The organism is Kribbella sp. NBC_00382, assembly GCF_036067295.1.
In the GTDB taxonomy this organism is placed as follows: domain Bacteria; phylum Actinomycetota; class Actinomycetes; order Propionibacteriales; family Kribbellaceae; genus Kribbella.
In genome coordinates this window covers 4,028,177-4,051,377 of sequence record NZ_CP107954.1, presented here as the reverse complement: position 1 = coordinate 4,051,377, position 23,201 = coordinate 4,028,177, and the positions used below count along the sequence as shown (strand labels likewise).

The following is a 23,201-nucleotide window of genomic DNA, read 5'->3' as shown; positions in this document are numbered from 1 at the left end:
CGCATGACTGAAGGCACTGCGCGACCGCTGCGGATCGCGGTGATCGGCACCAACTATCTCGGCGCCAACACGGCCGCGGGAATGGCAGAGTTCGGCTTCGACGTGATCGGCGTCGAGATCGACGAGCACCGGCTGAAGCTGCTCAACGACGGCAAGGCGCCGCTGTACGAACCCGGCCTGGACCCGTTGCTGAAGAAGCACACCGACTCCGGCCGGCTGCGGTTCACCAACGACTACACCGAGATCGCCGACTGGGCCGACGTGCACTTCATCTGCGTCGGCACCCCGCAACTCGAGGGCAGCGACGCCGCCGATCTGGCGCAGGTCCACTCAGTCATCAACATGCTGGCCCCGCTGCTGACCAAGCCCACTCTGGTGGTCGGCCGTTCCACCGTTCCGGTCGGTACGTCGAAGATCGTGGAGGCCCGCTTCCACGCCGAGGCGCCGGCGGGCTCGCAGGTCGAGATCGCCTGGCAGCCCGAGTTCCTGCGCGAAGCGCACGGGGTGGATGACACGCTCGCGCCGGACCGGCTCGTGTTCGGCGTACAGTCCGAGGCCGCGGAAGCCAAGCTGCGTGAGGTTTTCGCCCGGCCGATCGCCGGCGGCTCGCCGGTCGTGGTCTGCAACCTGCCCACCGCCGAGATCGTCAAGGGCGGCGCGAACGCCTTCCTGGCAACGAAGATCTCCTTCATCAACGCGCTCGCCGGGCTGGCTGACGCGACCGGCGCGGACGTCACGCTGCTGGCCGACGCGCTGGGCTACGACAAGCGGATCGGCCGCGGCATGTTGAACGCCGGCCCCGGCTACGGCGGCGGCTGCCTGCCCAAGGACCTGCGCTCGTTCATGGCCCGGGCCGGTGAGCTCGGTGTGGAGGAGATCATCACGCTGCTGCGCGAGGTCGACGACATCAACCAGCACCGGCGTGGCCGGATCGTCAGCGTGGTGCACGAGATGCTCGGCACCGACTGGGTCGGCAAGAACGTGACCGTGCTCGGCGCGGCGTTCAAGGCCGGTACGGACGATGTCCGCGACTCGCCCGCGCTCGACATCGCCGGCCGGATCCAGCTGCACGGCGCGACCGTCACGGTCTTCGACCCCGAGGCGATGGACAACGCCCGCAAGGTCCGCCCGACCTTCCGGTACGCCGACTCCGCCGCCGACGCCTGCGAGGGCGCGCATCTCGTCCTGCACCTGACCGAGTGGCCCGAGTTCCGCGAGCTCGACCCGGCCGCGCTCCGGGGCGTCGTCGAGGCGCCGATCGTGGTCGACGCCCGGCTCACCCTGGACGCCCAGAAGTGGCGCGACGCGGGCTGGATCTACCGCGCGCCCGGCCGCCCGTAGCTGCTGCCCGGCCGCCTTGGCTGATGCTGGCCGCCTGGCCGGCGAACGCGGCCGTCGCTAGGTGACGGTCGCGTTGCGGAGGATGGGGCGAGTCAGGGCGAGCAGCCCGATCAGTACCGACAGCGCGCCGACGCCGAGGCAGACTCCGGTGATCCGCACCCCGTCCAGGTCCGCGAAGGTGCCCAGGATCGGGTTCATCACGACGAGCGCGAGGCTCTGGCAGAGCACCACCACGGACTGCAGCCGGGACAGGTACTCGCGTTCCACCGAGTTCATCAGCAGCGGCAGGACGTGACCGGTGAACGTACCGACGCCGATCCCGCTGACCACACCGGCCAGGAACGCGAGCGGCAGCGGGTCGAGGGTCGAGAGGCCGAGCAGTCCGACGCCGGCCAGCACCATGCCGAGGGCGGCGAACATACCCGGCCGGGGAAACGCGCCACGCGCCAGGATGCGCAGCGCGATGACTCCGACACCCACGCTGCGACTGGCGACCAGCAGGCCGGCGGTCGACGCACTCCAGCCGTGATCCCTTGCCAGCAAGGGCAAAAGCAGTCCGTCGAGCGGCATCAGCAGTCCGGCCGCCAGCGTCATCGTGATCAGCAGCGCCCGCGTCAACGGCCGGCCGAAGGCGACCTTCACGCCGTCCAGGATCGCCCGGAACATGCCGGTGCGAGGGCCGGTCGCGCCGGCCGGGGTGTTCCGCAGAGAGATCAGGACGACGATCATCACGGCGAACGTCAGCGCATCGAAGCCCGCCGCGGCCGTCAGTCCTGACCAGGCGACCAGCACGCCGCCTACCGCAGTACCGGTGACTGCGAAGACGACACCGGTGACCTGAAAGCTTGCGAGGGCGCGCGGGATCAGCTCCGGCTGCACCAGCAGGCGGGGCATCGAGCGCGACGCTGGCAGGAAGAACGCGTCGATGACGCCGACGACCAGGGCCGTGATCAGCAGCAGGCTGACCGGCTCACCGACCGCCAAGGTGGTCGGGACCAACGCGGTCGTGACCGCGAACATCGCGACGCAGCTGGCCAGCAGGACCTTCGGAGCGCCATACCGATCGCCGACCGCGCCGCCGATCAGCAGCAGCGCCGCACGCGGTGCCGCGGCGACCAGAAGTACAAGGCCTGCGACCTGTCCGCCGTGCCGGCTGGCCGACCATCCGATCGCAAAAGTCATCGTCAGATCGCCGAGCAGGGACACGACAGCACCGAACAGCCAGATCCAGTAACGGACCGGGATGCGCTGCGTATCCGGTTCTGCGGGCGGAGTCACGATCGACGACCTTAGACGACAATGGTTGGAATCTCACGGCTACCCGCCCCAGGTCTGTGGAAAACCGTGTGAGTGTCAGCTTTTACGCAGCTCTGCCGCGCCATCACGCACAGTACTTCCCTTGGCCCGGGCCACCTCGGCGAGGTTCTCCTGGAACGCTGACATCTTCGTCAACAGCTTCTCGTCGAAGGCAGCGAGCATCCGGACCGCCAGCAGGCCTGCGTTACGAGCGTTCCCGATCGAGACCGTCGCAACCGGAACACCGGCCGGCATCTGCACGATGGACAGCAGCGAGTCCATCCCGTCGAGATACTTCAACGGCACCGGTACGCCGATCACCGGCAGCGGCGTGACGGCCGCGAGCATGCCCGGCAGGTGTGCCGCGCCACCGGCTCCCGCGATCAGCACCTTCAGGCCTCGCTCGTGCGCGGACTTTCCGTAGTCGATCATCTCGACCGGCATCCGGTGCGCCGACAGCACATCTGCCTCGAAGGGCACGCCGAACTCGACGCACACCTCGGCGGCCGCCTTCATCGTCGGCCAGTCCGAGTCCGACCCCATCAGGATTCCCACGGTCATGCTTTTGTCGCCCTATTCGTCGATGGTGCCGGTCAGGTACGCCGCCGCGTGCCGCGCGCGCTCGCGGACGTCGGCCAGGTCGTCGCCGTACGCCGTGACGTGGCCGACCTTGCGGCCGGGCTTCACGGACTTGCCGTAGAAGTGGACCTTGAGGCCCGGATCGCGCGCCATGCAGTGCAGCAGCCCGAGATGCATGTCCTCGACGTCGCCACCGAGCACGTTCACCATCACCGTGTACGGCGCCCGCGCGGCCGGTGACCCGAGAGGCAGATCCAGTACTGCGCGGAGGTGGTTCTCGAACTGGCTGGTGACGGCGCCCTCGATCGACCAGTGGCCGGTGTTGTGCGGGCGCATCGCCAACTCGTTCACCAGCAGCCGGCCGTCGCGCGCCTCGAACATCTCGACCGCGAGCACGCCGACAACGCCGAGCTCCCCGGCGATTTTGAGGGCCGTCTGCTGGGCCTGGGCAGCCTTGTCGGGGTCGAGGTCCGGCGCCGGGGCGGTGACCTCGACGCAAATGCCGTCCTTCTGGACCGACTCGACGATCGGGTACGCGACCGCCTGGCCGTGCGGCGAGCGGGCGACGATCGCGGACAGCTCGCGGACGAAGTCCACCTTCTCCTCGGCCAGGATCGGTACCTTCGCTGCGAACGCCTCGTCGACGACCGGGTCGTCTGCGCCGGTACAGACCCAGACGCCCTTGCCGTCGTAGCCGCCGCGGGTCGTCTTGAGGATGATCGGGAAGCCGCCGATGCGCTTGGCGAAGTCGTCGATGTCCGCCTTGGATGCGACCACTTGGTGGGCCGGCGCCGGGGCGTCGATGGTGTCGAGCCGCTGCCGCATCACCGCCTTGTCCTGCGCGTGCACGAGGGCGTCCGGGCCGGGGCGGACCTTCACCCCCTCCGCTTCGAGGGCGCGGAGCAGCTCCGTGGGTACGTGCTCGTGGTCGAAGGTGACCACATCGGTCTCCGCGGCGAACCGGCGTACGGTCTCGGGGTCGCGGTAGTCGCCCACGGGTGCGTCGGCGACCGCCTGAGCGGCCGAGACGGTCGGGCCTTCGGCCAGTACGCGCAGCTGGATCCCCAGCGCGATCGCGGCCTCCTGGGTCATCCGGGCCAACTGGCCGCCGCCTACCATGCCGACGACGGGGGTCCCTACCGGCAGGTCTTCACGCTTGAACTTCACGGATGGAGCCTAATGTGCTGACCTGCTCCCGCTCGCCGCGGGCCGCCGGGTCACTCTTAGGGATGACTTTACGCGCTGGATTTCAGCGTCGGACTCGTTGCCGGGTACCGTGGGAAACTGCCCCCACCAGTAGTCCGTGTTCACAGAGAGTATCCGGGACCGTTGAAGATCGTCACGAAGCTGTACCACCAGGTTGAACACCTGGTGCACGAAGCGGCGAAGTTCGGTCTGGTCGGACTGCTCGGCCTGATCGTCGACCTGCCGATCTACAACTGGCTCGTCTTCGACAACCCGCTCGTGTTCGGTACGCCCGGTGACGGGGTCTTCCACCACAAGCCGCTGACCGCGAAGTTCATCTCGGTCACCGCCGCCACCGTCGCGACGTACCTGGGCAACCGGCACTGGACCTGGCGGCACCGCGAGCGCACCGGCCTGCACCGCGAGTACGTACTCTTCTTCGTCCTCAACGGCATCGGCCTGCTGATCGCCGCCGGCTGCCTCGGCTTCTCCCGCTACGTCCTCGACCTCCACAACGCGCTGGCCGACAACATCTCCGCCAACGTGATCGGCCTCGGCCTCGGAACCCTGTTCCGCTTCTGGTCCTACCGCAAATTCGTCTTCAAGGAAGAAATCGCCTTGGACGAAGCCGAACACCACGCGAAGACCCCGGATTCCCCGGCAACCCTGGACGCCGAAAACACCGGCGACCTCCCGGCCATCCGCTAACCCGGTTCTTCCCCCACGCCAGCTCGCCGCTCGCTCCTGCGTCGCTCACCACTCGCAGGCTCCCACCCACCCGGTGATGCGCTCCTACGTCGCGCGAAGGCGAGAGTAGGCACCCGGCCCTCGCAAACTGAGCCAGTGGCACGTACCCCGGCTGCGCTATGCCGGAAGCGCGGGTGGCTCGGCCCCAGCCCCGGGATCACCACCTCGGGCGCCAGCCTGTCGAGCTGCCGAAGTACAAGTGTGCGGGCAGCTCGGCGTACAGCGGCCCACTGCGGATACCCGTCGACTGGCACCGGCAGGTGTTGGAGTGACGGCACTGCCACCGCTGGGGGTCGCCCGTCGCCGGAGGTCCAGGTGGACGGCCGGTCGGTGCTACTGATCCCGGCCGCGCCGCCGGCATCGACCCCGACGTGCTGCCGGAGGACTATCAGTGACTGATGGCCATCGGGCGGGCGTCAGCCGGGCCGGTCCGGGCCGTCGGCGAGGTGCTCGGCCTGCCGGTCGGGGTGCAGTACAAGCTGGAGCCGCTGCGGGCGGAGCTGAACCGGTTGGCCGACCATCTCCATAAATTCTATATATAAAGCTGCTATGCTTCGAGCATGAGTCGTCACGACACCTCTCCTGGCGCGGCCGCCGACATCGGGGCAGCTCTCTACGAGATGGCCACCAGGGCCGTGAGACGCCTGCCGCGGGACATGAGCCTGACGTCCGCCGCCACCCTGGCCACCTTGTACCGGACCGGCCCGCGGCGCATCACCGATCTGACCGCGGTCGAGGGCGTCACCCAGCCCGCGATGACCACGCTGGTCCGGGTGATGGAGGAGTCCGGCCTGGTCGAGCGGCGGGGCGACGCGTCCGACAAGCGGGTCACGCTGGTGTGCTTGACCGAGGCCGGCGCCTCCTACGTCCAGACCCGGCGCCAAGCGGGCGTACACGCGTTCGAGCGGTTGATCGGCGAGCTCACCGGCGACGAGGTCGAGGCGCTGGTGGCGGCCCTTCCGGCGCTGAAGCATCTGGCAGAGCTCGAAAGCCAAGACCGCGAAGGGCCGAAGCAGTGACCCGGAGCGCCGCACCGAAGCAGTCAGAGCCGCGGCTGCTGGTCCCCTCCCTGATGTTCATCGCCTTGGTCGTGGCGGCAGTCGCCAGCCTCGGGGCGCCGCTCATCACCAGCGTGGCGACCACGTTCCACGTCTCGCTCGGCAGCGCGCAGTGGACGCTGACCATCGCGTTGCTGAGCGGCGCCGTCGCCACGCCAGTACTCGGCCGGCTCGGAGCCGGCCCCCACCGACGAACCACGATTCTCGTCACGCTGGCGGTCGTCGTCGCAGGCAGCGCGCTCACCGTACTTCCACTGCCGTTCGCCTGGCTGCTCGTCGGCAGGGCTGCCCAAGGTGTGGGGCTCGGTCTGACGGCGCTGATGATGGGCGTGGCCCGCGACCACCTCACCGAGGCGCGCAGCGGGGCCACCATCGCTCTGATCTCGGTGGTCTCGATCATCGGGGTCGGCGTCGGTTACCCCCTCGCCGGGCTGCTCGCCGAACTCGGCGGGGTGCGCGCTGCGTACGGCTTCGGTCTGCTCGTCACCGCCGCCGCCCTCCTGACCGCGTGGCGCTCCATGCCCGAAGCCCCCGAAGGCCGCTCCGCCCACGTTGACGTGCCAGGCGCGGTCGTACTGGCCGCTGCGCTGCTCCTGGTGCTGTACCTCGCCGGCGAACGGAATCTGTGGAGCCGCCACCTCGCCGTGGCAGCGGGCCTCGCCGTCGTCGCGGTGGTGCTGCTCTGCATCTGGGCCGTCATCGAACTGCGCAGCACGACGCCCCTGGTCGACGTCCGGGCGGTCCGGCACCCGGCGGTCGCCGGGGCGAACCTCGCCATGTTCATCGGCGGGATCGGCATGTACCTCCTGCTCACGCTCATCACCCGGTACGCCCAGACGCCGCACGGCGCCGGGTACGGCTTCGGGCTGACGACCTTCGTCGCCGGGCTGGTCCTCATCCCGTTCTCGGTGCTGGGGTTCGTCGCCGGCAAGCTCACGCCGCGGGTCCGCGAACGGATCGACGGCCCCCTGCTCCTGGCCTGCAGCGCCGCCATCGTCGGCGGCGGGTTCGTCCTGTTCGCCACCGCCCGATCCAACCTGGCCGAGCTGTTCGTGGCGATGGGCGTACTGGGCTTCGGTGTCGGCGGCTTCTCGGCCGCGATGCCCGGCGTCATCCTGGCCGTCACCCCCAAGAGCGAGACGTCGAGCGCTATGAGCTTCAACTACGTGGTGCGCAGCGTCGGGTACGCCCTGGGCAGCGCCATCGGCGGTCTGGTTCTGGCCACCGGCACCGCCACGGGCAACCTCTTCCCGAATGACGCCGCCTACACGACCGCGGCGCTGGTCGGCGTCGCCGCGATGGCGATCACAATGCTGACAAGCCTCGCCCTCGCCCGCCGACGCTCGCCCCAGACCAACCCGTAAGTCAGATGTACTCATCCACCACTGGAGGTTCAATGCCCAAGGGCTACTGGGTCAGCGTCTACCGCACCATTTCAGACCCTGAGAAGTTGGCTGCCTACAACGAGTTGGCCCGCGCGGCCGTCCAGGCCTTCGGCGGGCGGACCTTCATCCGTGGCGGTCGGGTCGTCGCCTACGACGCCGGTATCGCCGAACGCACCATCCTGGTCGAGTTCGACAGCTTCGAGCAGGCCGTCGCGGCGCGCGAGAGCGCGGCGTACCAGGAGGCACTGGCCGCCCTCTCCGACGGCGTCGAGCGCGACTTCCGCATCGTCGAAGGCATCGACGACTGACCGCGCCGAACGAACCGACGCACATCAACGCTTCGGGATCACTCGCAGGAGCAGCAGCGAGAAGAGTCCCAGCGTGACCGACGTCAGCAAGCCCCACCAGAATCCGGTGATCACGAAGTAGATGCTGACGAGGATCCAGCCGACCAGTTGTGTGCGCAGAACGGGCCGATAGTGCGCGCGCACATCTGGGCGGTGATCGGCGCTATAGCCGCCCAGACGGTTGATCCGGAAGATCATCAGCACGCGGGCGACCCAACCGGCGACGAAGACTGCCACCATCGCCGCCACCGGCCAGACACCGGCAACGATCGCCGCGATCAGGCCGACCAAGAACATGCCGAGGGTGACCAGTGCCAAGGTCAGCTGGCCGCGGTAGGACCTAAACGGGGTGGGGTCGCTCCGAGCAGGACGAGGTTGTGAATCCACAGCTAGCCCCTTCGCGCTGGATCGTCGAGCAGCCTGGCGAACGCAACTATTGCCTCTAACCGGTCAACCCGCACCTCCCAACCTCTGCCACAACCTGCAACCGGCGTCTAATCGTCGGCAGAGGTGGAGAATCTGAGGGAACTGCACATTCATAGGAGGAGCTCATGGGATTCGACATGGTTGGCGGCGGGCTCAGCCCGCTCCTGGGGGCGCTGGTTGCGCTCGGCGGGATTGGCCTGATCCAGTACCTGCGACCACGCCTGGTTCCAGTGCTCGTGGCTGTCCGGCGTGATGGCAGGCTCGTCGAACTGCCGGCTTCGGACGGTCAGTAGGTTAGTTGCAACCTACCGAGTTGGCAGTTCAGTCCTTCTTTGCGGCGGACATGTCGGCGCAGATGACTCCCTTGTTGCCGTCCTGGTCGGCGAGCACGGTCAGGCCGGGGGCGTTGGTGTCGTCGACTACGGTTCCGCCTGCGGCTAGGGCGGCGGTGATTCGCTGGGCGGCTGCCTCGGGGGCTACGTAGACCTCGATGTGGAAGCGTTGGCCTGGAGTGTCGTCGGCGTCGCCGAACCACAGGTTCGGGACTCGGACGGTGGCGTCGCGGATCTCGTCGCCGGGGGTGCCGCGGCCCTGGGAGTCGGGGCTTCCGGTTAGCAGGGCGGCCCATACGGGGGCGATGGTCGCGGAGTGGGCCGTGTCTAGGCCTAGCTCGATTTCGCTGACTGAGGCTGGGTCGGCGTTGAGGCTCTGGTCGGCGGCTAGCTCGGTAATCCGTCGCGCCAGGTCGACGTCTTGCTGGGTCACCCATTCGACGACGTACTCGGTGCCCTCGTCGTCGCGGTAGATGGCGTCGTCGGTGACCAGTTCGAGGTCGACGTACCCCTTGCCGATCGACACGCGTGGGTGGTGATCGAGCGCGTCGCCCGCCTCGCCTATCGCGGTCACGAACCGTGCGGCGGCGCTGAAGTCGTCGATCAGGTAGCGGGCATGCAGCCCCTGAGCCAGCTTGCGCCAGTCTGTCAGGTCGGCCTCGGCGATCTGTTCGCCCCTCAGCATGTCCATGGACGGGGACACTACCGCTGGTTCAGCTCCCAGTGTCTAGAGCCAGGGCGGGTCGTACCGGCCCACATAAGCGCGTGCACGTTCGGTCGGATCTGCCCAGTACTGGTGGGGCTGTCGATGCACGTGCTCTTCACAGAACTCCCGAAGGTCACTACTGATCGTCTCCACCTGACGGACGGGCAGACCCTCGAAATCGCTGTTGACCTGCAGGAGTTCGGACTCAGGGTTCCAGCCCGACGCGTCGAACGCCCACGGCCCCCACCTCGCGTACGTGTGCAGCGGATGCTCGAAGTCACCCAAGTACATCGCCGCCAAGCCGATCCCTTGATCTGGATAGAAATCCCTGCACGTCCAGGCCAGCACATGACACGCCCCACTCGAGAAGAAGGCCTGATCCGTACGCTCCCAAGAGACCCGTTGATCCGACCGCTCGATCGCAGTCCGCCGAAACACCCCAGACGCCGTCGCTGCCATGGAGCGATGCTAGCGACCCGGGTCTGAGCGACTAACCAGGTTTTCGCCGGCTCCACCTCTCATGCGCACCTTGGCGACTCATGCCGGTGACCGCTCCGATTTCTTCCCAGGTGACCCCGTCCGCCTTGGCGGCGGCTACCGCGCGGTCAAGCTCCAGCTGCGTCTCGACCAGCGCTCGGTGCGTCCGATGCAACCTGACAACGGACAGGGAGGACAGATGATCGAGCCAACGCTCGTGAGCCTCCTCCACGACTCGAGCGGGCGGCTGGCCATGCCGAGATGGCCATCTGCTGCGGTCGTACTGCGGGCCTGACCATCCGCAGTCACATCTGAGAGCCCACCCCAACACATCCGTCGAGTTGGTGAATCGTTCCCGGAACCGCGCCCACTCGGCCGGCGGAGAAAAGTCGGGGCTGACCTGGAAGGTCAAGAGGCCGATATGCCTGTCCAGCAGCACTTTCAGCCGATCGTCGCGTAGTCCTGTGTCAGGCAGCTGGAGGTGGCCGTACCAATGAACAACGTCCAACCGGATGGCCAAGCCTGCCTCCGACCGTGCTGGCCGCGTCCTTATACCTGATCAGGACGAAAAGGAGCGGCATCCCTTGTCAGGAGATCTTGACTCATCCGAGCCTCGAAACCTAGGCGTCAGCCTCACTATCGAAAGAGAGCGACCCCCGCTGGAACGGGAGTCGCCCTTGGACCAGGAGCGCAGCGGCTAACTGAACTGGAGGTCTCTCCAATGACAGTAGAGGAAACACAGCGACCGAGCGGAGCGGTGCGATGCCGGCGTTGATGGTGTCAGGCGGCACCTTGCGGTTGGTCGTTGGTGCAGTACCGATCACGCTGCTGATCGTGCTTTTCGGGCTGGTCGTGCTCATTTCGCTGGTACTGCCGAAAGAGCGTCGCGATTACGTACTCGAGCTGGCCCCGATCGTCGTACAGCTCGTGCGTGCGATCGCGCCTCAGGCAGCCGCCCGCCGGTAGACCGACCGCTGGCTAGGGCTGGTCAGGGAAGTAGGAGTCGTGTTTGTTTAGGAAGGCTGCTCGGTTTTGCTTTGTGGTGTGGGCTATTTGTTCGAAGTACTCTTCGCGGGGGGCTCCTGGGGTGAAGAGGAGGCGGACTGTGCCGTTGAGGCCGAACTCGCCGCGGGTGGTCTCGGTGGTCGCCAGGTAGTGGATGCCGTTGTCCAGCTCGCCGGTGTCGATCGGGGTGGTCGCCGGGCGGAATGTCGCGCTGACCTCGCCGGCCTCACCGAAATAGACCTTGTCCGGGTAGGACATGCAGATCATCCTCTCGTGTAGGTACTGGGTTAGTGACAGCCCCTGGTAGGTATCGTCTTTTCTTCAGGCTGGGGCTGAAGGGGAACGATTATGAGCACGATGGATCCGGCGGCGGTGCGGCGCGCCAAGCAGGAGCAGTACGTCGGGCGGCCGGGGGTACTGGCTGGAGCGATCATCTTCGCGGTGCTGCAGGTGGCGTGCGCAGCGGTGCTCGGCGTGGGTATCGGTGCGATGGCCAACTTCGTCCGGCACTCGATCATCGACAGCGTCTTCGACGACCGGGATGTCTTCCCCACCTTCTGGGGGCCGGCCACGATGGCCATCGTGCTGAGTGTCGGCTTCGTCGGGCTGGGGGTGTCCGCCGCCTTGTCGAGCATGTTCATCCAGCGGTACCGCGGGGGCGAGAAGCAACCGTCCGTTCTCGCGCCGCTCGGTCTCGTCGCCATCGCGATCACCATCACGATCCACGCGCAGACCTGGACCGAGCCGCTCGAGGTCGGCACCCAGATCGATCCGACCTTCAACACCAACGAGGACTGGGGCGTCTTCTCCTGGATCGCGTACTACGCCAACATCTGGGTGCCGGCGCTGGCCATCGCCCTCGCGGCGCTCATGGTCAGGTACGCGATCAGGTACAACCGCCGCCTGCGCCTGCAGATCGCCAACCGGAACCGGCTGCTCACCTCAGGCCGCCGGGTGGTGGGCACGATCACCGAGGTCACCGTCGTGACGAGCCAGAACTCCGAGGGGCACAAGACGACCGTCGGCGCGGACATCGTGGTGAAGTTCACCGATGCCAACGGCACCGATCGCTGGGTGAAGCGGCGCAGTACCAACCGCTCGGCGATGCCCGGCACCGGCGTCGCCATGGTCCTCTTCGACCCGCTGCAGCCCGGCGACGAGGACCTGATCTTCGTCGCCTTCACCGCCGACCCGACCCCACCCGACTGGATCGGCACCGTCGCCTAGCCCCGATCGTTGACCGGTCGCGCCGATAGGGTGCGGGCTCGCCGACCGAAGGAGCGCTTGGTGCCGAAGACCGATTTCGACGAGTTCGCTGAGGCGTACTCCGCGGACAACGAGGTCAACCTGCTCAACGGCCACTACGAACGGCCGGCGATGCTGGACCTGGCCGGTGACGTGGCCGGCCGTTGCGTCCTCGACGTCGGCTGTGGCTCCGGTCCGCTGCTGGAGTCACTGCGGGACAAGGGCGCGATCGTGGCCGGCTTCGACCTGAGCGCGGCGATGATCGAGCTGGCCCGCCGGCGGCTGGGCGAGGACGTTGAGCTGACCGTCGCCGATCTGGCCAAGCCGCTCCCGTACGCCGATGCCGCGTTCGACGATGTGATGGCCTCTCTCGTCCTGCACTACCTGGAGGACTGGACCGAGCCGCTCGCGGAGCTCCGCCGGATCCTGAAGCCCGGCGGACGCTTGATCGTGTCGACGCATCACCCCATCGTCTACACGGCGCTGAACCCGGACGCCAACTACTTCGACACCGCCGAGTTCACCTTCGACGCCGAGCACGCCGGCCGCACGGTCGTCTACACGAACTGGCACCGCCCGCTCCAGGCGACGACCGAAGCCTTCACGGCGGCAGGTTTCCGCATCTCGGCCATCAGCGAGCCCCCGATCTCCCCGGACACCCCGACCGAACTACGCCCGCCGGGCATGAAGCACCCGGCACGATTCATCAGCTTCATCTTCTTCGCCCTCGAGGCCTGCTGACGTTTGTCGGTGGGGCGTGTGAGGATGCCGACATGAATGAGCTCAACGTTCGGGCGGCTGCCGCCGGGGAGTATGACGAGGTGCGGGTGCTGTTCGCGGGGGCGATGATGTTCGACTCGTCGCCGACCGAGCTGGGGCGGCGGATGTTCGAGCCTGAGCGGACGTTGGTGGTGACCGACGGCCCGGACATCGTCGGTACTACGCAAGCGTTGACGCGGGACCTGTCGATACCGGGAGCCGTGGTGCCGGCGGCGCATGTGACCGGGGTCGGAGTGAAGGCGACGCATCGGCGGCGCGGGATCATGGCGCAGTTGATCAGCCGGCAGCTGCGCGAAGTACCGGAAGCCATTGCCGTGTTGTGGGCCAGCGAGTCCGGGATCTACGGGCGTTTCGGGTACGCCGCGGCCGCGTGGGGCATGTCGTACGAGATCGATCTGCATCGGGTCGGGCCGTCGAACGTCAAGACCCGGCCGGGCGAGATCAGCGAGTTGCCGGCCGATGGCGCGATCAAGGAGTTGGCGCCGCTGCTGCAGGCGCTGCAAGAGCGGCGACCGGGTGTGTCAGGTCGGTCGGACCTCAAATGGCAGCAGCACCTAGAAGACAAGCCTGACGAGCGCGGCGGCAAGACCGCCCGCCAGATTCTGGTGCACCGCGACGAGAGCGGCACCATCGACGGGTACGCCCTCTGGCGCGGCAAGATGCACTGGACCGCGACCGGCCCGGCCAACGAAGTCCACCTCGAAGAACTCGTCGCGATCACCCCAGCGGCGTACCAGGCACTCTGGCAACACGTGCTCACGCTCGACCTGGCCGGCACCCTCGAGTTCGGTTTCGCCGCCGTCGACGAGCCGCTCCAGCAACTCGTCACCACCCCCACCGCCCTCAACCGGCGGGTCACCGAATCCCTGTGGGTCCGCGTCACCGACGTCCCCCGAGCCCTCGAACAACGCCGGTACGCCGTAGCCGTGGACCTAGTGCTCGACGTAACCGACGACCTCATCCCGGCCAACACCGGCCGCTTCCACCTGACCACAGGCGAGACGGTCCGCTGCGAACCCACCGACGCCCCAGCCGACCTGAGCCTGTCCACCACCGAACTCGGCGCGATCTACCTGGGCGGCCGCCAACTAGCCGAGTTCGCCGCCACCGGCCGAGTCATCGAACACACCCCCGGCGCCCTCACCCAGGCCACCGCAGCCTTCAACTGGCCGGTCGCCCCCGTCAGCCTGGAGATCTTCTGACCAGACGTATGCGCCCGCGTATGCGCCCCTGAACAACCATCTCCAGGAAGAACGCCGACTCCTGGAGGTCTCATGTCTCTTACCCGAACGTTCCGTACCAGCCTGGCGCTTGCCACGATCGGCGGCTCTGCCCTGGTGGCGATGACCGCGGCGCCGGCATCGGCCGCCATCGTGGAGAGCAACTGCGTCTACGGCTACAACGCCTCGCAGCGCTGGCAGACAGCGACCTGCTACGACGACAACTCGTCGTACTGGTACCTGCGCGCCGACTGCGAACGCCCCAACGGCAACATCATTCACCAGAACGGCAGCGCCGCCTACGGCCCGGGCGAAGGCACGTCCCACGTCCAGTGCCCCCTCAACACCTGGATCTACGACACCAACATCGTCCTGGTCAACTACTGAGCCGGTACTACGCCCTGCCGGGTGGCTCGGACCAGCTCGTAGTAGGCACCGATCTCAGCCGCCAACTCCTGCACGGTCGCCCGGCATACCATCGCCCGCTCATGGTTGCCTCTGGCATCGAGTGTGAGAGCACTGTCATTGAGGATCTCGACCTCGAGATACCGGTCGCTGTCCTGGCGAGCCAGCGCCACCGCCTCATCATGGTGAGTGCTGGCCGCCAACAGGTCGCCACGGGCCCGGTCGAGGTTGGCGAGATCGTTGAGGGCCCGGGCGAGCTCTCGATGACCGGTCGCGGCCATCACCTCCAGGACGACCCGGAGGTGATCGGCCGCTTCGTCGTACCGGCCGAGGCTGGTCAGGGCGACGGCCAGCGCGCGCCGGCCACTCAACTGGCCAGGTTCACTGCCCAAGGTGTGGCAGATCGCCACTGACGCCTGGTGCCGGTCGAGGGCCTCCTGCGACCTGCCGAGTCTCAGCAGGACCGATCCGAGGCTGTCCAGCGTCAGGTACTCGCCGTAAGGGTCGCCCACTTCGCGGTTGATCACGAGGGCCGCCTCGTACATCGAGCGAGCCTTGCGAGTACGGCCCTGGACGAAGTCGAGCAACCCGATGTTGAGCAGGATGTGGCCCTCAGCGAGCCGGTTGCCGAGCTCACGCTGGATCGCGAGCGCCGCGACCTGGTACTCGAGCGCGGCCCGTGGATCGCCGAGGATCCAGCACATCAGGCCGAGGTTTACCAGATTGCCGCCCTCACCGATCCGGTCACCGGCCAGCCGGCACAACCCGAGCGCTTCCTCGCAGAGCTGCCGCGCCTGCTGGTTGTCGCCGTTCAGGTAGTTGGTCGACGCCAGATGCTTCACCGCTGTGGCCTCGGCAGCCGGGTCATGGCGAGCCTGAGCGGCCCTGCGGGCAGACCCGTGCAAGGCCATCGCCTCAGCCCCGAAGCCCTTGACGAACATGTGCCGCCAGACCATGTCCGCCAGCAGCCCGGCCGAGTCTGTCTCGGTATCAGGCCCGGTCAACTCGGCCGCCAGACCGGCCACGGCGACCAGCGCGGGAATCTCTGCGGCGAACCAGTCATCAGCCTCTGCGATCCCACTGAACCGGGTCTCGAGACCGGCCGCGACCCTTGGCCTGGCGTCGAACTCCCCCGGATACAGCAGGTCCATGGCAGTCGACGCGGTCCGGAGATAGTGACTGGTCAGCCGTGCAATCGCCGCGGACTGCAGCTCAGGCGCGGTCAGGTCCCGGGCGTACGCGCGCAGCAGATCATGCATGCCATAGCGATCGCCGTCGACGGTCACCAGATGCGCGCGGTGCAAGGCATCCAGCCAGTCAGCCGTCTCGAAGGGATCGGCATCGAGCAGGGCAGCCACCGCGGGCAGCGCGAGATCCCGCGCCGGATGAGCACCCAGCAACCCAAAGGCCTTCGCAGGCCCGTCAGGCAGCGACTTCACCGACCACGAGAACACCGACCGTACTCCGGTCGCCTGGTCGCCGCCGGCCGTCAGGCGATCCAGCCGCAGATGCTCATCGGTCAGGCCGGTCACCAGCCCACGTAGCGAACCGGCTGATCGTGCGACGACCAGCTCCGCCACGATGCAGAGCGCGAGCGGTAGCCGGCCGCAAAGGCGCACAAGCTCGTCCGCTGCCGCTGGATCCTGCTCAACGACACCAGCAGCCATCGACTGCAGTAGGCGCAGGCTGTCGTCACGAGTCAGCACATCCAGGTCGATCCGCTTTGCTCCATCACGAGCGACGAGCCCGGCCAGCGCATCACGGCTGGTGACCAGTACGCCGCCAGTGCCCGGCAGGAGCGGTCTGACCTGGCTGACGTCCCGAGCGTTGTCCAGGACGACCAGGACGCGGCGGCCTCCCAGTTCGGTGCGATACCGGGCAGCGAGCTCAGTGACCTCGGTGGGCTGGTCAGTGACCCCGAATGCGCGCAGGAAGCCAGCCAGTACCTCGGCAGGCTCCACCGGCTGGCCGGGGCCGTACCCGCGCAGATCGACGTACAGGCAGCCGTCTGGGTACTCCGCGGCTGCTGCGCGCGCCCAGTGGATGGCCAGGGCGGTCTTGCCGACTCCGGCCATCCCACTGACGACAGCTACCCCCGGCAGGGCGTCGCTCAGTCCGTCGAGTGCGCTCTTCCGGCCGACCAGGTGCGGACCTGTGCTGGGCAGTTGCCGTGGCACTGTGGATCTCGACGCCAGTTCCGGGTCTCCGCGTTGGATCCTGCGGTGCAGCTCGATCGTCTGCGGGCTCGGCTCCACCCCGAGCTCATCGTCCAGAATCCCTTGCAGGCGGCGGAATCCGGCCAGTGCGTCTGCCTGCCGGCCAGACCGGTACTGCGCCAGCATCAGCAGCTGCCACCGGCGCTCACGCAGCGGCGCGCGCTCCACCAGGGCCTGCAGCTCGTTGATCAGGTCCGGATCGTGTCCGGCCTCCAGACGAGCGGCACACCAGTCCTCGGTGACGTCGAGGCGACGGTCCTCCAGCACCTGCGCCTCGATCCGCACCGCCTCGGGGATCGGGAGGCCATCCAGTACCGGCCCACGCCAGTACGCCAGCGCCCGACCGTACGACGCCGCGGCTGCCGCGCCGGACAGTCCGCGAGCGAGGTCGATCTCGCGGCAGAACGCCAGCACGTCGAGCTGGTCGGGGGCTGCCCGGAGTACCAGGCCGTTGGGGCCCGAGGTCAGCCAGCCGGGCAGCACCCGGCGGATGTCGGCGAGGTACGAGCGGAGGTTGGACTCTGCCGAGCGGGGCGGGCTGCCCGGCCACAGCGCGTCGACCAGCCAGTCCGTGGCGAGCGTGGTGTTGGCCCGCAACGCGAGCACACCGAGCAGCTGCCGGCACATGCGGCGGGGCAGACTCGCCCCACCAGCGATCTCAAGCGGGCCCAGCACCCCCAGAGTCAGCACATTAGCGGCGGTCGTTGTCGTCCGAGCTGAAGAGGGTTTCGCTGTCCGGCTCGTCCGAGGTGGCGCGGGGCTCGCGGCGGCGGAGGTGCTCCGGCGGGGCCTCGTCGTCGAGGATGCCGTCGCCGGGCTTGCCTTCGGGGCCGCCGAAGAGCAGGTCGGACATCTGCAGGTGCATGTGCTCGACGTGCGGGACGTCCGGCAGTACCACCTGGCCGCGCTCGCCGGCCGACTCGATCTGCAGGGTGCCGCAGCCGAGCAGGCGGTCGATGATGCCGTGCTCGTAGGAGACGTCGTTGATCCGCATCAGCGGGATGTCCCGGCCGGTCCGGGTCAGGATGCCGTGCCGGGTGATCAGCCGCCGGTTCGTCAGCGTGTAGGTCGAGAAGAACCAGTTCAGGAACGGCTTGGCGGCGAACACGATCAGCACCAGCAGCCCGACCACGCCGATCGCGATCCGGGCCGGGGTCTGCAGGTTGCCGTCCGGGACCACCGCGGCGAGGAACCCGCCGCCGGCCGCCACCACGAGCAGCAGGAACACCGGGAAGATCAGTGCCTTCCAGTGCGTCCGGGTGCTGACGACGACGTACTCGTCGTCACCCAACAACTTCGCCGAGATCGCCATGCCCCCAGTCTCACAGTTCGAGGGGCCGCTTGTCTGCGGGCGACACGATGATTGAACACTACACAATTTGATACTTCACAAACTGGATACAGTCGGCCAGGATGCTCAAGGGGTATTTGCTGGGGGCCATTACCTGAGGAGCCGTGATGGGCATCTTGTCCGTACTGGATCGTGAGCACACGATCGCGCCGCCGGGCTACAGCCGCTGGCTGATCCCCGCCGGCCGCGCTGGCCGTCCACCTGTGCATCGGCCAGGCGTACGCGACCAGCGTGTACAAGACGTCGATGATCAAGCACTTCGACGCCAGCCAGACCGCGATCGGGGTGACCTTCAGCATCGCGATCGTGATGCTCGGCCTGTCCGCCGCGATCGGCGGCACCTGGGTCGAGCGCAACGGCCCGCGCAAGTCGATGTTCGTCTCGGCCTGCTTCTGGTCGACCGGCTTCCTGGTAGGGGCCCTGGGCATCGGTACCGGCCAGCTCTGGCTGGTCTATCTGGGTTACGGCGTCATCGGCGGGATCGGGCTGGGGATCGGCTACATCTCCCCGGTCTCCACGCTGATCAAGTGGTTCCCCGACCGGCCCGGCCTCGCCACCGGCCTGGCGATCATGGGCTTCGGCGGCGGCGCGCTGGTGGCCAGCCCGCTGTCGCGGCAACTGCTCAGCCTGTACGACGACGGCTACGACTCGAACGTCTCCACCTCGGTGGCCGGTGGCAGCGCGCTGGTCGCGTTGTTCCTGACGCTCGGCATCGGGTACTTCGTGATCATGATGTTCGGCGTGGTGAACATCCGGGTGCCCGCCGAGGGCTGGAAGCCGGACGGGTTCGATCCGTCGCAGGTGAAGGCGAAAGCCCTCGTCACCACTGCGAACGTCTCGGCGGCGAACGCGATCAAGACGCCGCAGTTCTGGCTGCTCTGGGTGGTCCTGCTCTGCAACGTCACGGCCGGCATCGGCATCCTCGAGCAGGCCAGCCCGATGATCCAGGACTTCTTCCGCGGTGATGTCGGCGGCAAGTCGACCGTCGCCGTCGGCGCGGCCGCCGGGTTCGTCGGCCTGCTGTCGATCTTCAACATGGCCGGCCGGTTCGCCTGGTCGAGCACGTCCGACATCATCGGCCGCAAGCCGATCTACGCGCTGTACCTCGGCGTCGGGATCATCTTCTACTTGCTGCTGGCAACGGTCGGGCACAACAGCACCGCGCTCTTCGTACTGTTCGCCGCGGTCATCCTGTCGTTCTACGGCGGCGGGTTCGCCACCGTACCGGCGTACCTGCGGGATCTCTTCGGGGGTTACCAGGTCGGCGCGATCCACGGCCGGCTACTGACCGCATGGTCGGTGGCGGGTGTCGCGGGGCCGCTCATCATCAACGGGTTCCTCGACCGGGAGGGCAAGCCGGGCACGCTGACGGCCGCGGCCTACCGGCCGGCGTTGTTCACCATGGTCGGGGTGCTGGCGGTCGGCTTCATCGCCAATCTGCTGATCCGGCCGGTCGCCGACCGATTCCACGAGGCCAGCCAGACCACCTCAGCGGAGGCAGCGAAATGAACCAGACTCCCCGGCTCGTCATCTCCTGGGCGCTGGTAGCCGTCCTGCTCGGCTACGGCATCGTCCAGACCCTCATCACCGCAGCAAAGCTGTTCACTAGCTAGTACGTAGGTGTGTGACATCGCCGGCGGCCAAGGAACGAGGGCCGTCGGCGGTGAGCACTATCAGCCGACCATCCGCATCCAGGTCGGTAGCAGTGCCCTCGATGAATACCCCTCCGGGCAGTTCTACCCGCACCTGTCGCCCGAAAGTGGCAGACAGCTCGCGGTAGTCCGGCAAGATCACCTCAGGGTCCCCGTCAGCCTGCACCCAGGTCTGATAGCGAGTAGCCAACTCCCGCAGTACTGCGGTCATCACAGTGCTCCGGTCAGTCGTCGCAGCACCCTCCAGCGCTAGCGACGTAGCCACGTCTGTAGGCCGCTCAGCCGCTGTGAGACTGACGTTGAGCCCGATGCCGACAATGGCGGCCGGTCCGTCGATCCGCTCCAGCAGGATGCCCGCGAGCTTCCGGTCATCGACCAGTACGTCGTTAGGCCACTTCACCTGCGCAGGGATCTCCCCCACCCGACGTACCGCGGACGCAACCGCCAGCGGCACCATCAGCCCCAACCACGGCCACCGATGCGCGGGGATGCCCGTCGGGCGCAGCAGAGCCGACATGAGCAACGCAGAGCGGGCAGGAGTCGTCCACGTACGCCCGAGCCGTCCACGCCCGGACGATTGGTACTCCGCCGCCACCACTAGACCTTCAGCAGCCCCAGAGCGCGCAGCAGCGGCCACGACGGCATTGGTCGACTCCGTCTCGGCCAGTACGTCGACCTGACTCCACAGCGAGCCAGGTCGTACCAGCCGCCCCTGCAGGTACTTCGCGTCGAGGGGCGGCCTTCCCAGATCGCCGAACATCAGCCGGTGTTCTGCAGGCCGGCGGCAACGCCCGAGACGGTCAGGAGGAGTAGTCGCCTGGTACGGACGATCTGCTGCTCGTCGAGCGACTCATCCGTCCGCAGGCTGCGGAGAGCCCGCAACTGGAGGTAGCTGAGTGCATCGACGTACGGGTTGCGCAGCTCGACCGCACGGCCGAGGACCCGGCGGCCGCTGAGCAGCTTGTCGCCGCCGAGCACCTTGAGCACCCACTCGGTGGTCAGCTCGTGCTCGTCCAGCATCTGCTTGGTCAGGTCGGGCCGGTCGCCCAGCTCCAGGTAGCGGCCGAGGATGCGGCGGTCGGTCTTCGCCAGGGACATCTCGGCGTTCTCGAGCATCACCTGGAAGAGCGGCCAGTTCTGGTTCGCGTCCTGCAGTACTGCGACGTCCCCGACGGCCGAGAGGGCCGAGCCGAGGCCGTACCAGCCCGGAGCGTTGACGCGGGCCTGCGACCAGGCGAACACCCACGGGATCGCCCGGAGGTCCTCCAGCGAGGACACGGCCACACCACGACGGGCCGGCCGGGAGCCCAGCGGCAGCTGCCCGAGCTCCTCCAGCGGAGTGACCCGGCCGAACCACTCCGCGAACCCTTCCGCCCGCACCAGCCGGTGGTACGTCGTCCGGGACGCCTCGTCCATGGTCTTCTCCACCACGGAGAAGCGCTCGGCCGCGTGGACCGCCCGCTCCTCGATGCCAGGAGTGGAGGCGAGCAGCGTGGCTGCAGTGACCTGCTCGATGTGCCGCTGGGCGATCGCTGCGTTGCCGTAGCGAGCAGGGATCGCCTCACCCTGCTCAGTGAGCTTGAACCGGCCGGAGACCGATCCAGGCGCCTGAGCCAGTACTGCGCGGTTCGCGGGGCCTCCACCACGGCCCAGCGCTCCACCACGGCCGTGGAACAGGGTCAGGCGGATCGCGTTGCGCTGGGCCCAAGCGGTGATCCGCGCCTGCGCGTCGTACAGAGCCAGGGTGGCGGAGACGGGTCCGACGTCCTTGGCGGAGTCGGAGTAGCCGAGCATGACCTCGAAGCGCCGGTCGTTGGCCGTCAGGCGGTGCCGGACCCGGGTGAGCTGGATCGCGTTGTCCAGCACCTCCACGGAGTTCTGCAGGTCCTCGCCGGTCTCGAACAGCGGTACTACGTCCAGCTCGATCGGCCGGCCGTCCATAGCGGCGTCGGCCAGCTCGTAGACGGCAGCGAGGTCACCAGCGTTGCGGGTGAAGGACACGACGTACCGGCGGCAGGCATCCGGCCCGAAGCGCTGCTGGATCTGGCCGATCACCCGCAGAGTGGCCAGCACCTCCTCGGTCTGGTCGGAGAGCTCGCCACCGCCCAGTACCTCTTCCAGGGCCTTGGTGTGCACCGACGAGTGCTGCCGGACCTCCAACTCGGCCAGGTGGAAGCCGAACGAGGTCACCTGCCAGATGAGCTGCTGCAGCTCGCCGTATCCCTGCCGTAGAGCGCCTGCGCTGACCAGCGAGTCCTGCAGGACCTTCAGCTCGTGCAGGAAGTCGCTCGCTCGCGGGTAGCCGAAGTCGGCGTCCCGTGCCCGGGTGGCGGCCAGCCGACGCGCTGCAAGCAGCAGTAGCTGGCGGTGCGGCTCGGACGGCGAGCGGGTCTCGATGTCGGAGATCAGCTCGGGATTGACCGCGCGGGCGTCCTCCAGGATCCGGCGGACCGGCGCGGAGGGCGGGGTGGTCTGCGAGTCCAACGTGAGCGCACGGCCGAGCTGGTCGGTCGCCTGCTCGAGCGCCCGCAGTACGTGGTCGGCCTGGATCTGCATGGCCTCGCGGGTGATCGCCGCAGTGACGTTCGGGTTGCCGTCGCGGTCGCCGCCGATCCAGGAGCCGAGCCGGACGAACGGTGCAACCACCGGCTGCTTGACCCCGGCCTGCTCGCCGGCCAGCGCGTCGTCGAGTCGGCGGTAGACGTTCGCCACGACGTCGAACAGGGTCTCCTCGAAGACCGCCATCGCCGAGCGCACCTCGTCCAGCGGGGTCGGGCGGCTGGTCCGCAGTTGCGACGTACGCCAGAGGATGTCGATCTGCTCGATCAGGCGGCGCTGGTTCTCGGCCAGCTCGCTGTCGCCGGCCCGGGGGTCGCTGCGCTCCTCCAGCAGCGCGGAGATGCGCCGGATGGTGGCCAGGGCGGCGCGCCGGCGGGCCTCGGTCGGGTGCGCTGTCAGTACCGGGCGGAACTCGAGCCCGTTGAGCAGGGCACGCGCCTGCTGCTCACCGGCTTCGGCGCTGATCTTCTCGACCGCCTGGGCCAGCTCGGAGACGGCAGGAGCGTCTCCGGAGCGGTCGCGCTCCCGTAGTACGCGGGCGCGGTGCAGCTCCTCGCTGAGGTTGGTGAGGTGGAAGTAGCAGGTGAAGGCGCGGGCGACGTCCTCTGCGCGCTCGTGCGGCCAGGAGGCGACTAGCGCCTCGGCTCCCGCACCGTCGCCGGCGATGGTCAGCTCACGGAGCTTCTCGACGTCGTCGAGCAGCGGCTGACCCGCGTACTCGACCAGGACGCGGCCGAGGAGTTCGCCCAGCAGGCGTACGTCGGCGCGGAGTTCCTCGGGCACTTCAAAGCGTGCGCGGGTACGGGTACGGGCGTTCGCCTGACTGCCGGTCTCGGTCACGTTCGCCCACGATATCTGTGGCCGCGCTCTCTCGCCCGTCGGTCCGACT

General features: G+C 68.0%; 24 protein-coding genes. 13 read left to right on the top strand and 11 right to left on the bottom strand.

Annotated elements, in window-relative coordinates; all coding sequences use genetic code 11:
* The first annotated feature begins 3 nt into the window (after positions 1-3).
* Positions 4-1,341 carry a UDP-glucose dehydrogenase family protein gene (locus tag OHA70_RS19765; protein ID WP_328334683.1) on the top strand — a complete coding sequence of 446 codons (1,338 nt, stop codon included), beginning with the start codon at positions 4-6 and terminating at the stop codon, positions 1,339-1,341.
* Between the two features lie 57 nt (positions 1,342-1,398).
* Here OHA70_RS19765 and OHA70_RS19760 read toward each other — a convergent pair whose 3' ends face one another.
* The 3 genes from OHA70_RS19760 to OHA70_RS19750 form a co-directional block, all read right to left on the bottom strand.
* The gene (locus OHA70_RS19760) at positions 1,399-2,619 is read right to left on the bottom strand and encodes an MFS transporter (RefSeq protein WP_328334681.1); all 1,221 of its coding nucleotides are present in this window, start codon (positions 2,617-2,619) and stop codon (positions 1,399-1,401) included.
* Between the two features lie 75 nt (positions 2,620-2,694).
* Positions 2,695-3,198 (bottom strand): 5-(carboxyamino)imidazole ribonucleotide mutase, encoded by a 504-nt coding sequence (gene purE / locus OHA70_RS19755; protein WP_328334679.1) that lies wholly within the window; start codon positions 3,196-3,198, stop codon positions 2,695-2,697.
* Between the two features lie 12 nt (positions 3,199-3,210).
* Positions 3,211-4,383 (bottom strand): 5-(carboxyamino)imidazole ribonucleotide synthase, encoded by a 1,173-nt coding sequence (locus OHA70_RS19750; protein ID WP_328334677.1) that lies wholly within the window; start codon positions 4,381-4,383, stop codon positions 3,211-3,213.
* Between the two features lie 162 nt (positions 4,384-4,545).
* Here OHA70_RS19750 and OHA70_RS19745 point away from each other — a divergent pair, with 162 nt between their 5' ends.
* The 4 genes from OHA70_RS19745 (at position 4,546) to OHA70_RS19730 (ending at position 7,899) form a co-directional block, all read left to right on the top strand.
* Positions 4,546-5,109: a GtrA family protein gene (locus OHA70_RS19745; protein WP_328334675.1), complete on the top strand. Its 564-nt coding sequence runs from the start codon at positions 4,546-4,548 to the stop codon at positions 5,107-5,109.
* Between the two features lie 599 nt (positions 5,110-5,708).
* Positions 5,709-6,167, top strand: a complete 459-nt coding sequence (locus tag OHA70_RS19740) for a MarR family winged helix-turn-helix transcriptional regulator (protein WP_328334673.1) — start codon at positions 5,709-5,711, stop codon at positions 6,165-6,167.
* A complete protein-coding gene (locus OHA70_RS19735; protein WP_328334671.1) occupies positions 6,164-7,570 on the top strand; it encodes an MFS transporter in 1,407 nt (468 codons plus the stop codon). Before OHA70_RS19740 ends, OHA70_RS19735 begins: the two co-directional genes overlap by 4 nt.
* Positions 7,571-7,602: 32 nt before the next feature.
* Complete coding sequence (locus tag OHA70_RS19730) at positions 7,603-7,899, top strand: DUF1330 domain-containing protein (protein ID WP_328334669.1); 297 nt, start codon at positions 7,603-7,605, stop codon at positions 7,897-7,899.
* 24 nt (positions 7,900-7,923) lie between these two features.
* Here the strand turns inward: OHA70_RS19730 and OHA70_RS19725 are convergent, their stop codons facing one another.
* Positions 7,924-8,229 carry a hypothetical protein gene (locus OHA70_RS19725; protein ID WP_328334667.1) on the bottom strand — a complete coding sequence of 102 codons (306 nt, stop codon included), beginning with the start codon at positions 8,227-8,229 and terminating at the stop codon, positions 7,924-7,926.
* 260 nt (positions 8,230-8,489) lie between these two features.
* Between OHA70_RS19725 and OHA70_RS19720 the strand changes: the two genes are divergently transcribed.
* Positions 8,490-8,657 carry a hypothetical protein gene (locus OHA70_RS19720; protein ID WP_328334665.1) on the top strand — a complete coding sequence of 56 codons (168 nt, stop codon included), beginning with the start codon at positions 8,490-8,492 and terminating at the stop codon, positions 8,655-8,657.
* A gap of 28 nt (positions 8,658-8,685) precedes the next feature.
* Here OHA70_RS19720 and OHA70_RS19715 read toward each other — a convergent pair whose 3' ends face one another.
* The gene (locus OHA70_RS19715; protein WP_328334663.1) at positions 8,686-9,387 is read right to left on the bottom strand and encodes a 4a-hydroxytetrahydrobiopterin dehydratase; all 702 of its coding nucleotides are present in this window, start codon (positions 9,385-9,387) and stop codon (positions 8,686-8,688) included.
* A gap of 36 nt (positions 9,388-9,423) precedes the next feature.
* Complete coding sequence (locus tag OHA70_RS19710; RefSeq protein WP_328334661.1) at positions 9,424-9,861, bottom strand: hypothetical protein; 438 nt, start codon at positions 9,859-9,861, stop codon at positions 9,424-9,426.
* 780 nt (positions 9,862-10,641) lie between these two features.
* Here OHA70_RS19710 and OHA70_RS19705 point away from each other — a divergent pair.
* On the top strand, positions 10,642-10,845 hold the full coding sequence (locus OHA70_RS19705) for a hypothetical protein (RefSeq protein WP_328334659.1): 204 nt from the start codon (positions 10,642-10,644) through the stop codon (positions 10,843-10,845).
* 12 nt (positions 10,846-10,857) lie between these two features.
* Here OHA70_RS19705 and OHA70_RS19700 read toward each other — a convergent pair whose 3' ends face one another.
* The gene (locus OHA70_RS19700) at positions 10,858-11,142 is read right to left on the bottom strand and encodes a hypothetical protein (protein ID WP_328334657.1); all 285 of its coding nucleotides are present in this window, start codon (positions 11,140-11,142) and stop codon (positions 10,858-10,860) included.
* 90 nt (positions 11,143-11,232) lie between these two features.
* On the opposite strand from OHA70_RS19700, the gene OHA70_RS19695 reads away from it, so the two are divergent.
* From OHA70_RS19695 to OHA70_RS19680, 4 genes are all read left to right on the top strand, one after another.
* Positions 11,233-12,111 carry a hypothetical protein gene (locus OHA70_RS19695; RefSeq protein ID WP_328334655.1) on the top strand — a complete coding sequence of 293 codons (879 nt, stop codon included), beginning with the start codon at positions 11,233-11,235 and terminating at the stop codon, positions 12,109-12,111.
* 60 nt (positions 12,112-12,171) lie between these two features.
* Positions 12,172-12,870, top strand: a complete 699-nt coding sequence (locus OHA70_RS19690) for a class I SAM-dependent methyltransferase (protein WP_328334653.1) — start codon at positions 12,172-12,174, stop codon at positions 12,868-12,870.
* A gap of 32 nt (positions 12,871-12,902) precedes the next feature.
* On the top strand, positions 12,903-14,111 hold the full coding sequence (locus OHA70_RS19685; protein WP_328334651.1) for a GNAT family N-acetyltransferase: 1,209 nt from the start codon (positions 12,903-12,905) through the stop codon (positions 14,109-14,111).
* 72 nt (positions 14,112-14,183) lie between these two features.
* Positions 14,184-14,516 carry a hypothetical protein gene (locus OHA70_RS19680; protein WP_328334649.1) on the top strand — a complete coding sequence of 111 codons (333 nt, stop codon included), beginning with the start codon at positions 14,184-14,186 and terminating at the stop codon, positions 14,514-14,516.
* Here the strand turns inward: OHA70_RS19680 and OHA70_RS19675 are convergent.
* Together OHA70_RS19675 and OHA70_RS19670 are read right to left on the bottom strand one after the other, a co-directional pair.
* Positions 14,510-17,377 carry an AfsR/SARP family transcriptional regulator gene (locus OHA70_RS19675; protein WP_328334647.1) on the bottom strand — a complete coding sequence of 956 codons (2,868 nt, stop codon included), beginning with the start codon at positions 17,375-17,377 and terminating at the stop codon, positions 14,510-14,512. The genes OHA70_RS19680 and OHA70_RS19675 overlap by 7 nt on opposite strands.
* Positions 17,378-17,441: 64 nt before the next feature.
* The gene (locus OHA70_RS19670) at positions 17,442-18,062 is read right to left on the bottom strand and encodes a PH domain-containing protein (RefSeq protein WP_328334645.1); all 621 of its coding nucleotides are present in this window, start codon (positions 18,060-18,062) and stop codon (positions 17,442-17,444) included.
* Between the two features lie 270 nt (positions 18,063-18,332).
* Here OHA70_RS19670 and OHA70_RS19665 point away from each other — a divergent pair, with 270 nt between their 5' ends.
* Together OHA70_RS19665 and OHA70_RS39780 are read left to right on the top strand one after the other, a co-directional pair.
* Positions 18,333-19,610 (top strand): OFA family MFS transporter, encoded by a 1,278-nt coding sequence (locus OHA70_RS19665; protein ID WP_328334643.1) that lies wholly within the window; start codon positions 18,333-18,335, stop codon positions 19,608-19,610.
* Positions 19,607-19,714, top strand: coding sequence for an MFS transporter small subunit (locus tag OHA70_RS39780; protein ID WP_442913896.1), 108 nt, complete (start codon positions 19,607-19,609; stop codon positions 19,712-19,714). The genes OHA70_RS19665 and OHA70_RS39780 overlap by 4 nt, the downstream gene beginning before the upstream one ends.
* Here the strand turns inward: OHA70_RS39780 and OHA70_RS19660 are convergent.
* Both OHA70_RS19660 and OHA70_RS19655 read right to left on the bottom strand, forming a co-directional pair.
* Complete coding sequence (locus OHA70_RS19660) at positions 19,707-20,513, bottom strand: biotin--[acetyl-CoA-carboxylase] ligase (RefSeq protein WP_328334641.1); 807 nt, start codon at positions 20,511-20,513, stop codon at positions 19,707-19,709. The genes OHA70_RS39780 and OHA70_RS19660 overlap by 8 nt on opposite strands.
* Positions 20,513-23,152: a phosphoenolpyruvate carboxylase gene (locus OHA70_RS19655; protein ID WP_328334639.1), complete on the bottom strand. Its 2,640-nt coding sequence runs from the start codon at positions 23,150-23,152 to the stop codon at positions 20,513-20,515. Before OHA70_RS19655 ends, OHA70_RS19660 begins: the two co-directional genes overlap by 1 nt.
* Positions 23,153-23,201: the final 49 nt, after the last annotated feature.

Excerpts from the sequence above, each read along its gene's own strand:
- OHA70_RS19740 (WP_328334673.1), top strand. The coding sequence starts at position 5,709 with ATGAGTCGTCACGACACCTCTCCTGGCGCGGCCGCCGACATCGGGGCA.
- OHA70_RS19685 (WP_328334651.1), top strand. The coding sequence starts at position 12,903 with ATGAATGAGCTCAACGTTCGGGCGGCTGCCGCCGGGGAGTATGACGAG.
- OHA70_RS19715 (WP_328334663.1), bottom strand. The coding sequence starts at position 9,387 with ATGGACATGCTGAGGGGCGAACAGATCGCCGAGGCCGACCTGACAGAC.
- OHA70_RS19730 (WP_328334669.1), top strand. The coding sequence starts at position 7,603 with ATGCCCAAGGGCTACTGGGTCAGCGTCTACCGCACCATTTCAGACCCT.
- OHA70_RS39780 (WP_442913896.1), top strand. The coding sequence starts at position 19,607 with ATGAACCAGACTCCCCGGCTCGTCATCTCCTGGGCGCTGGTAGCCGTC.
- OHA70_RS19660 (WP_328334641.1), bottom strand. The coding sequence starts at position 20,513 with ATGTTCGGCGATCTGGGAAGGCCGCCCCTCGACGCGAAGTACCTGCAG.
- OHA70_RS19695 (WP_328334655.1), top strand. The coding sequence starts at position 11,233 with ATGAGCACGATGGATCCGGCGGCGGTGCGGCGCGCCAAGCAGGAGCAG.
- OHA70_RS19720 (WP_328334665.1), top strand. The coding sequence starts at position 8,490 with ATGGGATTCGACATGGTTGGCGGCGGGCTCAGCCCGCTCCTGGGGGCG.
- OHA70_RS19710 (WP_328334661.1), bottom strand. The coding sequence starts at position 9,861 with ATGGCAGCGACGGCGTCTGGGGTGTTTCGGCGGACTGCGATCGAGCGG.
- OHA70_RS19765 (WP_328334683.1), top strand. The coding sequence starts at position 4 with ATGACTGAAGGCACTGCGCGACCGCTGCGGATCGCGGTGATCGGCACC.
- OHA70_RS19700 (WP_328334657.1), bottom strand. The coding sequence starts at position 11,142 with ATGTCCTACCCGGACAAGGTCTATTTCGGTGAGGCCGGCGAGGTCAGC.
- OHA70_RS19670 (WP_328334645.1), bottom strand. The coding sequence starts at position 18,062 with ATGGCGATCTCGGCGAAGTTGTTGGGTGACGACGAGTACGTCGTCGTC.
- OHA70_RS19675 (WP_328334647.1), bottom strand. The coding sequence starts at position 17,377 with ATGTGCCGGCAGCTGCTCGGTGTGCTCGCGTTGCGGGCCAACACCACG.
- OHA70_RS19680 (WP_328334649.1), top strand. The coding sequence starts at position 14,184 with ATGTCTCTTACCCGAACGTTCCGTACCAGCCTGGCGCTTGCCACGATC.
- OHA70_RS19705 (WP_328334659.1), top strand. The coding sequence starts at position 10,642 with ATGCCGGCGTTGATGGTGTCAGGCGGCACCTTGCGGTTGGTCGTTGGT.
- purE (WP_328334679.1), bottom strand. The coding sequence starts at position 3,198 with ATGACCGTGGGAATCCTGATGGGGTCGGACTCGGACTGGCCGACGATG.